19 protein-coding genes are annotated in these 9,138 nt (G+C 62.2%); all 19 read right to left on the reverse strand.

Annotated features, from left to right (window positions below; translation table 11 throughout):
* Positions 1-30: 30 nt before the first annotated feature.
* Positions 31-390 (reverse strand): 50S ribosomal protein L18, encoded by a 360-nt coding sequence (rplR, locus tag FJ977_RS20075; protein WP_010909284.1) that lies wholly within the window; start codon positions 388-390, stop codon positions 31-33.
* A 140-nt stretch (positions 391-530) separates the two neighbouring features.
* The gene (gene rplF / locus FJ977_RS20080; RefSeq protein WP_013895694.1) at positions 531-1,064 is read right to left on the reverse strand and encodes a 50S ribosomal protein L6; all 534 of its coding nucleotides are present in this window, start codon (positions 1,062-1,064) and stop codon (positions 531-533) included.
* Positions 1,065-1,152: 88 nt separating this feature from the next.
* Positions 1,153-1,551 (reverse strand): 30S ribosomal protein S8, encoded by a 399-nt coding sequence (gene rpsH, locus FJ977_RS20085; protein ID WP_006205453.1) that lies wholly within the window; start codon positions 1,549-1,551, stop codon positions 1,153-1,155.
* A gap of 12 nt (positions 1,552-1,563) precedes the next feature.
* On the reverse strand, positions 1,564-1,869 hold the full coding sequence (rpsN, locus tag FJ977_RS20090) for a 30S ribosomal protein S14 (protein ID WP_010909282.1): 306 nt from the start codon (positions 1,867-1,869) through the stop codon (positions 1,564-1,566).
* Between the two features lie 27 nt (positions 1,870-1,896).
* Positions 1,897-2,475, reverse strand: a complete 579-nt coding sequence (gene rplE / locus FJ977_RS20095) for a 50S ribosomal protein L5 (RefSeq protein WP_140773915.1) — start codon at positions 2,473-2,475, stop codon at positions 1,897-1,899.
* Complete coding sequence (gene rplX, locus FJ977_RS20100; RefSeq protein ID WP_006205456.1) at positions 2,468-2,782, reverse strand: 50S ribosomal protein L24; 315 nt, start codon at positions 2,780-2,782, stop codon at positions 2,468-2,470. Before rplX ends, rplE begins: the two co-directional genes overlap by 8 nt.
* A 12-nt stretch (positions 2,783-2,794) precedes the next feature.
* On the reverse strand, positions 2,795-3,163 hold the full coding sequence (gene rplN / locus FJ977_RS20105) for a 50S ribosomal protein L14 (protein WP_006205457.1): 369 nt from the start codon (positions 3,161-3,163) through the stop codon (positions 2,795-2,797).
* 72 nt (positions 3,164-3,235) lie between these two features.
* Positions 3,236-3,475: a 30S ribosomal protein S17 gene (rpsQ, locus tag FJ977_RS20110; protein WP_010909280.1), complete on the reverse strand. Its 240-nt coding sequence runs from the start codon at positions 3,473-3,475 to the stop codon at positions 3,236-3,238.
* Between the two features lie 11 nt (positions 3,476-3,486).
* Positions 3,487-3,687 (reverse strand): 50S ribosomal protein L29, encoded by a 201-nt coding sequence (rpmC, locus tag FJ977_RS20115; protein ID WP_006205459.1) that lies wholly within the window; start codon positions 3,685-3,687, stop codon positions 3,487-3,489.
* Between the two features lie 13 nt (positions 3,688-3,700).
* Positions 3,701-4,114, reverse strand: coding sequence for a 50S ribosomal protein L16 (gene rplP / locus FJ977_RS20120; protein ID WP_010909279.1), 414 nt, complete (start codon positions 4,112-4,114; stop codon positions 3,701-3,703).
* A gap of 27 nt (positions 4,115-4,141) precedes the next feature.
* Positions 4,142-4,867: a 30S ribosomal protein S3 gene (gene rpsC / locus FJ977_RS20125; RefSeq protein ID WP_010909278.1), complete on the reverse strand. Its 726-nt coding sequence runs from the start codon at positions 4,865-4,867 to the stop codon at positions 4,142-4,144.
* On the reverse strand, positions 4,867-5,256 hold the full coding sequence (rplV, locus tag FJ977_RS20130) for a 50S ribosomal protein L22 (protein WP_010909277.1): 390 nt from the start codon (positions 5,254-5,256) through the stop codon (positions 4,867-4,869). The genes rpsC and rplV overlap by 1 nt, the downstream gene beginning before the upstream one ends.
* A gap of 2 nt (positions 5,257-5,258) precedes the next feature.
* Positions 5,259-5,537, reverse strand: coding sequence for a 30S ribosomal protein S19 (gene rpsS, locus FJ977_RS20135; RefSeq protein ID WP_006205463.1), 279 nt, complete (start codon positions 5,535-5,537; stop codon positions 5,259-5,261).
* A gap of 16 nt (positions 5,538-5,553) precedes the next feature.
* Positions 5,554-6,387, reverse strand: coding sequence for a 50S ribosomal protein L2 (gene rplB, locus FJ977_RS20140; RefSeq protein WP_010909276.1), 834 nt, complete (start codon positions 6,385-6,387; stop codon positions 5,554-5,556).
* Positions 6,388-6,409: 22 nt separating this feature from the next.
* Entirely contained in the window at positions 6,410-6,703 is a 294-nt protein-coding gene (locus FJ977_RS20145) for a 50S ribosomal protein L23 (protein WP_010909275.1), read from the reverse strand.
* Complete coding sequence (gene rplD / locus FJ977_RS20150) at positions 6,700-7,320, reverse strand: 50S ribosomal protein L4 (protein ID WP_019857964.1); 621 nt, start codon at positions 7,318-7,320, stop codon at positions 6,700-6,702. The genes FJ977_RS20145 and rplD overlap by 4 nt, the downstream gene beginning before the upstream one ends.
* On the reverse strand, positions 7,320-8,048 hold the full coding sequence (gene rplC / locus FJ977_RS20155; RefSeq protein ID WP_095775810.1) for a 50S ribosomal protein L3: 729 nt from the start codon (positions 8,046-8,048) through the stop codon (positions 7,320-7,322). The genes rplD and rplC overlap by 1 nt, the downstream gene beginning before the upstream one ends.
* Before the next feature lie 61 nt (positions 8,049-8,109).
* Positions 8,110-8,418: a 30S ribosomal protein S10 gene (rpsJ, locus tag FJ977_RS20160; RefSeq protein ID WP_010909272.1), complete on the reverse strand. Its 309-nt coding sequence runs from the start codon at positions 8,416-8,418 to the stop codon at positions 8,110-8,112.
* A gap of 69 nt (positions 8,419-8,487) precedes the next feature.
* Positions 8,488-9,138, reverse strand: a 651-nt coding sequence (locus tag FJ977_RS20165; protein ID WP_246683202.1) for an EF-Tu/IF-2/RF-3 family GTPase, incomplete at its 5' end; no start/stop codon positions are given.

Consider the following 9,138-nt stretch of genomic DNA (forward strand, 5'->3'; position numbering starts at 1 on the left):
CGCCACTTAGGGTCGCCGACGGTGAAAGAATCAGAAGCTGAGACCGCCTTCGCGAGCAGCTTCAGCCAGGGCCTTGACACGGCCGTGATAGATGTACGGGCCGCGGTCGAAGACGACTTCCTTGACGCCGGCCTTGGTCGCGCGCTCGGCGATCAGCTTGCCGATCGCGGCGGCGGCAGCGGTATCGGCGCCGGTCTTGAGCGAACCCTTGAGGTCCTTCTCGAGCGTCGAGGCAGCGGCGATGGTGTGGCCCTTGGCGTCGTCGATCACCTGCACATAGATGTTCTTCGAGGTGCGGTGGACCGACAGACGCGGACGCTCGCCGGCGACCTTCCTGATCTGACGACGGACGCGCTGCGCACGGCGCTGCGTGGATTCCTTGGTACCCATGATGGTCTTCCTTGCCTTCAAAAAACGGGGGCCGCCATGTGCGGTAGGCGAAAGCGCCTCCCGCGACCGCTCCCCGCGGCGTTACACTTCCCTGGCTTGGCCCTTTCCGAAAAGTCCGAGACTTTTCAGGGCCAGGCGCACTACTTCTTCTTGCCTTCCTTGCGGACGATCTTCTCGCCAGCGTAGCGGACACCCTTGCCCTTGTAGGGCTCGGGACCGCGGTATTCGCGGATCTCGGCAGCCACCTGACCAACCTGCTGCTTGTCGATGCCGGCCACGGTGATCTCGGTCGGCTTCGGCACGGTGATGGTGATGCCGGCCGGCGTCTCGTAGACCACGTCATGGCTGAAGCCAAGTGCCAGCTGCAGGTTTTTGCCCTGAAGCGCGGCGCGGTAGCCGACGCCGGTGATCTCGAGCTTCTTCTCGAAGCCGTCCTTCACGCCCTGCAGGATGTTGACGATCTGCGTGCGCGACATGCCCCACTTGGAGCGGGCGGTCTTGGTCTGGTCGCGCGGCTGGACAGCGATCTCGCTGCCTTCCATCTTGACCAGGACTTCGTCGTTCACCACGAACTTCAGCTCGCCCTTGGGGCCCTTCGCCGTAACGGTCTGGCCGTTGACGGTCGCGGTCACGCCCTGCGGCAGCGAAACGGGTTTCTTTCCAATACGAGACATTTTGTTGTCCTCGTCACTTCTCTTGTTTCAGGTCTCTGTCTTCGGAACGATCCGAAGACCGGATTCCACTTTGCGCTCAGCTGCCAGATCAGAAGATCTGGCAGAGAATCTCGCCGCCGACGTTCTGTTCGCGTGCTTCGTGATCGGCCATCACGCCCTTCGGCGTCGAAAGGATGGCGATGCCGAGGCCGTTGGCGACGTGCGGGATCGACTTGGCCGAGACGTAAACGCGGCGGCCCGGCTTCGAGACGCGGGCGATTTCGCGCACGACCGGGGCGCCGTCGAAATACTTCAGCTCGATTTCGATTTCGGACTTGCCGTTGTCGAAGTCGGTCTGGCTGTAGTCGCGGATATAGCCTTCAGCCTTCAGCACGTCGAGGACGCGGGTGCGCAGACGCGAGGCCGGCGTCGAGACACTCGACTTCTTGCGGCCATAGGCGTTGCGGATGCGGGTCAGCATATCGCCGAGAGGATCGCTCAATGACATGTTATGTCCTCCTTACCAGCTCGACTTGACCAGGCCCGGGATCTGGCCGTTATTGCCGAGATCACGAAGCGCGATGCGCGATACTTTGAGCTTGCGATAGTAGGCACGCGGACGGCCGGTGACTTCGCAGCGGTTGCGGATGCGGATCTTGGCCGAGTTGCGCGGCAGGGCAGCAAGCTTGAGCTGAGCGCGGAAGCGCTCTTCCATCGGCTTGGACTGATCCATGATGATCGCCTTCAGGGCAGCGCGCTTGGGACCGTACTGGTCGGCAAGCTTGCGGCGCCTGTTGTTCTTCTCGACTGAGCTGGTCTTTGCCATTTCAGATTTTTCCTTTTCTCGCTGCCGTTACTGGCGGAAGGGGAAGTTGAAGGCCTTGAGCAATGCCCTGGCTTCGTCGTCCGTCTTCGCAGTCGTACAAACGATGACGTCCATGCCCCAGATCTGATCAACCTTGTCGTAGTTGATCTCCGGGAACACGATGTGCTCCTTGATGCCCATGGCGTAGTTGCCACGGCCATCGAAGCTCTTGGGGTTCAGTCCGCGGAAGTCGCGGACGCGCGGCAGCGCGATGTTCACGAGGCGGTCGAGGAACTCGTACATACGTTCCTTGCGCAGCGTGACCTTGGCGCCGATCGGCATGTTCTCGCGGACCTTGAAGCCAGCGATCGAATTGCGGGCGCGGGTGACGACGGCCTTCTGGCCGGCGATCAGCGCCAGGTCTTCGGCCGCAACCGACGGCTTCTTGGAGTCGGCGGTCGCTTCGCCAACACCCATGTTCAGCACGATCTTGTCGAGGCGCGGAACCTGCATGTTGTTGTCGTAGCCGAACTGCTCCTGCAGCGCCTTGCGGATGGTCTCGTTGTAGACCTGCTTGAGGCGCGGCGTGTTGGTGGCAGTCGCCTGCTTGGTTTGAGCCTTAGCCATTGATGACTTCTCCCGAGCGCTTGGCGACGCGCACCTTCTTGCCGTCCTTCTGGAAGATGAAACCGACGCGGGTCGGCTTGCCATCCTTGGGGTCGGCCAGCGCGATGTTCGACAGCTGGATCGGCGCTTCCTTGGTGATGATCCCGCCCTCCTGGGACTGGGACTGCTTCTGGTGACGACGGATCATGTTGACGCCGCGCACCAGCGCGGTGTCATCCTTCGGCTGAACCGAGAGGACTTCGCCCGAACGGCCCTTGTCCTTGCCGGCCAGCACGACGACCTTGTCGCCTTTTCTAATCTTTTGCATTGGTCCGGCTCCTTACAGCACTTCAGGCGCGAGCGAGATGATCTTCATGTGGTTCTTGGCGCGGAGTTCGCGCGGAACCGGTCCGAAGATACGCGTGCCGATCGGCTCTTTCTTGTTGTCGACGAGAACGGCCGCGTTCTTGTCGAAACGGATCACGCTGCCGTCCGGGCGGCGGATGTCCTTGGCCGTGCGAACCACGACCGCCTTCATCACATCGCCCTTCTTAACGCGGCCGCGCGGAATGGCTTCCTTGATGGACACCACGATGATGTCGCCCACGGAAGCGTATTTCCGCTTCGAGCCGCCCAGCACCTTGATGCACATGACACGACGCGCGCCGGAATTATCCGCCACGTCGAGGTTTGTTTGCATCTGAATCATGACTGGCCGCCTTCTTCTTTTCTAACGGGACGGGTTTTTCACCCCTCCCCGGTCTGTCCAAAATTCGTTTGTTTACGCCTGGTCCGAAGACACAACGATCCAGCGCTTATCCTTGGAAATCGGCTTCGATTCCTGGATGAACACCTGATCGCCAACCTTGTGGGCGTTGTTCTCGTCGTGCGCCTTGTACTTCTTGGTCATGCGCACGGTCTTCTTCATCACGGGATGCGTGAAGCGCCGTTCGACCTTGACGACAACCGTCTTCTCGTTCTTGTCGCTGACGACGGTGCCCTGCAGAATGCGCTTTGGCATGGTTTTCGTCCTTAAGCCTTCTTGGCCGCGGACTTTTCCGCAGCGATGGTCTTGATACGCGCAATGTCCTTGCGGACCTGCCTCACGCGCGCGGTCTTCTCGAGCTGGCCGGTGGCCTTCTGGAAGCGCAGGTTGAACTGCTCCTTCTTCAGGCTGGCCAAATCGTCGGTCAGCTGGTCCTGGGTCTTGGTCCGGATGTCTTCGGCTTTCATGATCAGCCCGTCCTTATTCTGCGATGCGCTGTACGAAGCGCGTCCTGACCGAGAGCTTGGCCGCGCCGAGACGCAGCGCCTCACGGGCGGTTTCTTCACTGACGCCGTCGATCTCGAACATGATGCGGCCCGGCTTGACGCGCGCTGCCCAGTAGTCGACGGCGCCCTTGCCCTTGCCCATGCGGACTTCGGTCGGCTTCGACGTGACCGGCAGATCCGGGAAAATACGGATCCAGACGCGGCCAGCGCGCTTCATTTCGCGAGTGATCGCGCGGCGGGCCGCCTCGATCTCACGCGCGGTAACGCGGTTCGGCTCAAGCGCCTTCAGCCCGAAACCACCGAAATCCAGGTTGGTGCCGCCCTTTGCGGTACCATGGATACGGCCCTTGAACTGCTTGCGGAACTTTGTGCGCTTTGGCTGCAGCATCGTTCTAACTCCAAATTCCTAAATGTCTCAGGCGTTTTCGCGACGACGACCGCGTTCGCGATCACCACCACCGCCGTGCGCAGCATCACCCTCTGTCGCGCGACGTTCCGAAGCCATCGGATCGTGCTCGAGGATCTCGCCCTTGAATACCCAGACCTTGACGCCGCAGATGCCGTACGCCGTATTCGCCTCGGCCGTGCCGTAGTCGACATCGGCGCGCAGCGTGTGCAGCGGCACGCGGCCTTCGCGGTACCACTCCATGCGCGCGATTTCAGCGCCGCCAAGACGGCCGGAGCAGTTGATGCGGATGCCTTCGGCACCGAGGCGCATCGCCGACTGCACGGCGCGCTTCATGGCGCGGCGGAACGCGATACGGCGCTCGAGCTGCTGGGCGATCGACTGGGCGACCAGGGTCGCATCGATTTCCGGCTTGCGCACTTCGACGATGTTGAGGTGCGTCTCGGACTTCGTCATCTCCATCAGCTTCTTGCGAAGCTTCTCGATGTCGGCGCCCTTCTTGCCGATGATCAGACCCGGGCGCGCGGCATGGATGGTGACGCGGCACTTCTTGTGCGGGCGCTCGATCACGACCTTGGAGATCGCGGCCTGCTTGAGTTCCTTCTCAAGATACTTGCGGATCTTGATATCCTCATGCAGCAGCTTGCCGTACTCGCCGGTGTTCGCGAACCAGCGCGAATCCCAGGTGCGGTTGATGCCGAGGCGAAGACCGATCGGATTGACTTTCTGGCCCATTATGCGGCCTCCCCTTTTTCTTCGACTTCACGAACAACGATCGTGAGGTGCGAGAACGGCTTCTCGATACGGCTGGCGCGACCACGGCCACGAGCGTGGAACCGCTTCATGACAATCGACTTGCCGACATAGGCTTCCGCCACCACCAGCGCATCGACATCGAGGTCGTGGTTGTTTTCCGCGTTGGCGATCGCCGATTCCAGCGTCTTCTTGACCGTGCCGGAAATCCGCTTGGCCGAGAATTCGAGGTCGGAAAGCGCTGTCGCGACCTTCTTGCCGCGGATCAGCGCGGCAACGAGGTTCAGCTTCTGCGGGCTGATACGGATCGTGCGCAACACAGCGCGCGCTTCGTTATCAGCAAGCCTGCGCGGAGCTTTGGCCTTGCCCATGATTATTTCCTCTTCGCCTTCTTATCCGCGCCGTGACCGTAATAGGTCCGCGTCGGAGCGAATTCACCGAACTTATGACCGACCATGTCCTCGTTCACCGAAACGGGAACATGCTTCTGGCCGTTGTAGACACCGAAGGTGAAGCCGACGAACTGCGGCAGGATGGTGGAGCGACGGCTCCACATCTTGATCACCTCATTGCGACCACCTTCACGAACCTTGTCCACCTTCTTGAGAAGGTAGCCGTCGATGAAGGGGCCTTTCCAAATAGAACGAGTCACTTGGCGTTACCTCTTCTTAGCTCTTGCGCTGATGGCGCGAGCGCAGGATGAACTTGTCGGTCGCCTTGTTGGACCGCGTCTTCTTGCCCTTGGTCGGCTTGCCCCACGGGCTGACCGGATGACGGCCACCGGAGGTGCGGCCTTCACCACCGCCGTGCGGATGGTCGACCGGGTTCATGGTCACGCCGCGATTGTGCGGGCGCTTGCCGCGCCAGACCGTGCGGCCGGCCTTGCCGTCGTTGATGTTGCCGTGGTCGGGGTTCGACACGGCACCGACGGTGGCCATGCAGGAGCCGTGAACGACACGCTGCTCGCCCGAGTTGAGGCGCAGGATCGCCATGCCCTGGTCGCGACCCACGAGCTGGGCGTAACCGCCGGCCGAACGGGCAACCTGGCCGCCCTTGCCCGGCTTCAGCTCGATGTTGTGGACGATCGTGCCGACCGGCATCGATGCCAGCGGCATCGCATTGCCCGGCTTCACGTCGACCGCTTCGCCAGCCACGATCTTGTCGCCGGCGGCAAGGCGCTGCGGGGCGATGATGTAGGACAACTCGCCATCGTCGTACTTGATCAGCGCGATGAAGGCGGTGCGGTTCGGATCGTATTCAATGCGCTCAACCGTGCCGACGACGTCGAACTTGCGGCGCTTGAAGTCGATGATGCGGTACGAACGCTTGTGACCACCGCCGATGAAGCGGGCGGTGATGCGGCCGTAATTGTTGCGGCCGCCCGACTTGGTCAGGCCCTCGGTCAGACCCTTGACGGGCTTGCCCTTGTAGAGGCCCGAGCGGTCGACGATGACCAGCTGGCGGGTGCTCGGCGTTACCGGGTTGAATTTTTTCAGTGCCATTGTTCTGTCCTCGCGGCCTTGCTCAGAGACCCGTCGCGACGTCGATCGACTGGCCGTCGGCCAGCGTCACGATCGCCTTCTTGACGTCGCTCTGGCGGCCGATCGTGCCGCGGAAGCGCTTGATCTTGCCCTTGCGGACAAGCGTGTTCACGGCCATCACCTTGACGCCGAACAGCGCTTCGACGGCGGCCTTGATTTCCGGCTTCGACGCCTTCTTGGCGACGTTGAAGACGACCTGGTTCTGCTCGGAAGCCATGGTCGACTTTTCGGTGATCGCCGGGCTGACGATCACGTCGTAGTGACGAAGGTCGGTCATTTAAAGCGCTCCTCGAGAGCCTCGACGGCGGCCTTGGAAAGGACCAGCGTGCCGCGGCGCAGAATGTCGTAGACGTTGATGCCCTGGATGGGCAGCACGTCGATGTTGGGGATGTTGGTCGCGGCCAGCTTGAAGTTCTTGTCAAGCTCGGCACCACCGATCACCAGGGCATTGCTCAGGCCCAGCGTCGCGAAATTCGCGATCAGCGCCTTGGTCTTGGCCTCGGTCAGCTTCAGCTCGTCGATGACGATGATCGACGCGCTCTTGGCCTTGGCCGAGAGAGCATGCTTCAAGCCCAGAGCGCGCACCTTCTTCGGCAGGTCGTGCTCGTGGCTGCGAACGACCGGGCCGTGGGCCTTGCCGCCGCCGCGGAACTGCGGAGCGCGTGCCGAGTGGTGACGGGCGCGGCCCGTACCCTTCTGCTTGTACATCTTGGCGCCGGTGCGCGCGATTTCGGCGCGGCCCTTGGCCTTGTGCGTGCCCTGCTGCTTCTTGGCAAGCTGCCAGCGCACGACGCGCTGCAGGATGTCCTCGCGCGGATCAAGGCCGAAAATCTCCTCGGAGAGTTTCACCTTGCCGGCGTCCTTGCCGCCAAGCGTTGTGATCTTGAGATCCATTATTCCGCTCCCTCTGTGGCCGGAGCCTCGTTCTTAGCAGCACTTCCTGCTGCAACTGGGCGGATCGCGGCGGGCTTCGGCGCATTGGCCGGCAGTGCCACCTTGGCCGCATCGCGGACCAGGATCCAGGCGCCCTTCGATCCAGGAACCGCTCCGCGGATCAGGATGAGGCCGCGGTCGGCATCGGTCGAGACGATCTCGACGTTCTGCGTGGTGACGCGGGTGTCGCCCATATGGCCGGCCATCTTCTTGCCCTTGAACACCTTGCCGGGGTCCTGGCGCTGGCCGGTCGAACCGTGCGTACGGTGCGAGACCGAGTTACCGTGCGTCGCGCGGCCACCACCCATGTGATGGCGCTTGATGACGCCCTGGAAACCCTTGCCGATCGTCGTGCCCGTCACATCGACCTTCTGGCCGGCGACGAAGTGCTCGACGGTGATCTCGGCGCCGACATCGATCATGTTGTCGGCGGAGACGCGGAACTCGGCGACCTTCGCCTTCGGCTCGACGGAAGCGGTCGCGAAATGGCCGCGCATCGCCTTCGACGTGTTCTTCACCTTGGCGAGGCCAACGCCGAGCTGAACGGCGGTGTAGCCATTCTTCTCCTGCGTGCGCTGCGCCACGACCTGGCAGTTCTCCATCTGGAGAACAGTGACGGGAACATGTTCCCCGGCATCGTTGTAGATGCGGGTCATTCCCACCTTCTTTGCAATCACACCTGAACGCATCGGTTCAATTCCTTTAGAGTTCCGGGCCAGGGGCACCGCCCCTTACCGCGCTCTCATTCCCTTAGAGCTTGATCTCGACGTCGACGCCGGCGGCCAGATCGAGCTTCATCAAAGCATCGACGGTCTGCGGGGTCGGATCGACGATGTCGAGCAGACGCTTGTGCGTGCGCATCTCGAACTGCTCGCGGCTCTTCTTGTCGACGTGAGGCGACCGGTTGACCGTGAACTTTTCGATCCGCGTCGGCAGCGGAATGGGGCCGCGGACGTTTGCGCCGGTGCGCTTGGCCGTCGACACGATTTCCTTCGTCGAGGCGTCGAGCACGCGGTGATCAAACGCCTTCAGGCGGATGCGGATATTCTGTCCGTTCATGCGTCACTTCCTTGTTCTGGCGCGGCGCGGGCAACTTCCGCGCCCGCGACAGATCGGTTTAAGTCCAAATTACTCTTTGATGGTGACGACGATGCCGGCACCGACGGTGCGGCCGCCTTCACGGATGGCGAAGCGCAGCTTCTCTTCCATGGCGATCGGCACGATCAGCTCGACATCGACCGTGATGTTGTCGCCAGGCATAACCATCTCGGTGCCAGCCGGCAGCGACACGATGCCGGTCACGTCCGTCGTGCGGAAGTAGAACTGCGGGCGGTAGTTGGTGAAGAACGGCGTGTGACGGCCACCTTCGTCCTTGGTCAGGATGTAGGCTTCGGCCACGAACTTCTTGTGCGGCTTCACCGTGCCCGGCTTGGCCAGAACCTGGCCGCGCTCGACACCTTCACGATCAACGCCGCGCAGCAGCGCGCCGATGTTGTCGCCAGCCTGGCCCTGATCGAGCAGCTTGCGGAACATTTCCACGCCCGTGCAGGTCGTCTTGGTCGTCGGGCGGATGCCGATGATCTCGAGTTCCTCGCCAACCTTGACCACGCCGCGCTCGACGCGGCCGGTCACGACCGTGCCACGGCCCGAGATCGAGAACACGTCCTCGATCGGCATCAGGAACGGCTTGTCGAGCGGACGGACCGGCGTCGGGATGTAGGCGTCGACCTGAGCCATCAGCTCGCGGATCGCGTCCTCGCCGATCGTCTTGTTCGAATC

This window comes from Mesorhizobium sp. B2-1-3A (assembly GCF_006442655.1).
Lineage (GTDB): Bacteria > Pseudomonadota > Alphaproteobacteria > Rhizobiales > Rhizobiaceae > Mesorhizobium.

What these genes read in the sequence shown, in the direction of transcription:
- rplN (WP_006205457.1), bottom strand. Translation starts at nt 3,163, where the DNA reads ATGATTCAGATGCAAACAAACCTCGACGTGGCGGATAATTCCGGCGCG.
- rpsN (WP_010909282.1), bottom strand. Translation starts at nt 1,869, where the DNA reads ATGGCAAAGACCAGCTCAGTCGAGAAGAACAACAGGCGCCGCAAGCTT.
- rpmC (WP_006205459.1), bottom strand. Translation starts at nt 3,687, where the DNA reads ATGAAAGCCGAAGACATCCGGACCAAGACCCAGGACCAGCTGACCGAC.
- rplP (WP_010909279.1), bottom strand. Translation starts at nt 4,114, where the DNA reads ATGCTGCAGCCAAAGCGCACAAAGTTCCGCAAGCAGTTCAAGGGCCGT.
- rplD (WP_019857964.1), bottom strand. Translation starts at nt 7,320, where the DNA reads ATGGATCTCAAGATCACAACGCTTGGCGGCAAGGACGCCGGCAAGGTG.
- rpsJ (WP_010909272.1), bottom strand. Translation starts at nt 8,418, where the DNA reads ATGAACGGACAGAATATCCGCATCCGCCTGAAGGCGTTTGATCACCGC.
- rplC (WP_095775810.1), bottom strand. Translation starts at nt 8,048, where the DNA reads ATGCGTTCAGGTGTGATTGCAAAGAAGGTGGGAATGACCCGCATCTAC.
- rpsQ (WP_010909280.1), bottom strand. Translation starts at nt 3,475, where the DNA reads ATGCCAAAGCGCATTCTGCAGGGCACCGTCGTCAGCGACAAGAACGAG.
- rpsC (WP_010909278.1), bottom strand. Translation starts at nt 4,867, where the DNA reads ATGGGCCAGAAAGTCAATCCGATCGGTCTTCGCCTCGGCATCAACCGC.
- rplF (WP_013895694.1), bottom strand. Translation starts at nt 1,064, where the DNA reads ATGTCTCGTATTGGAAAGAAACCCGTTTCGCTGCCGCAGGGCGTGACC.
- rplE (WP_140773915.1), bottom strand. Translation starts at nt 2,475, where the DNA reads ATGGCTAAGGCTCAAACCAAGCAGGCGACTGCCACCAACACGCCGCGC.
- rplB (WP_010909276.1), bottom strand. Translation starts at nt 6,387, where the DNA reads ATGGCACTGAAAAAATTCAACCCGGTAACGCCGAGCACCCGCCAGCTG.
- FJ977_RS20145 (WP_010909275.1), bottom strand. Translation starts at nt 6,703, where the DNA reads ATGACCGACCTTCGTCACTACGACGTGATCGTCAGCCCGGCGATCACC.
- rplV (WP_010909277.1), bottom strand. Translation starts at nt 5,256, where the DNA reads ATGGGCAAGGCCAAAGCTCCGCGCAGGCTTGCTGATAACGAAGCGCGC.
- rplX (WP_006205456.1), bottom strand. Translation starts at nt 2,782, where the DNA reads ATGCAAAAGATTAGAAAAGGCGACAAGGTCGTCGTGCTGGCCGGCAAG.
- rpsH (WP_006205453.1), bottom strand. Translation starts at nt 1,551, where the DNA reads ATGTCATTGAGCGATCCTCTCGGCGATATGCTGACCCGCATCCGCAAC.
- rplR (WP_010909284.1), bottom strand. Translation starts at nt 390, where the DNA reads ATGGGTACCAAGGAATCCACGCAGCGCCGTGCGCAGCGCGTCCGTCGT.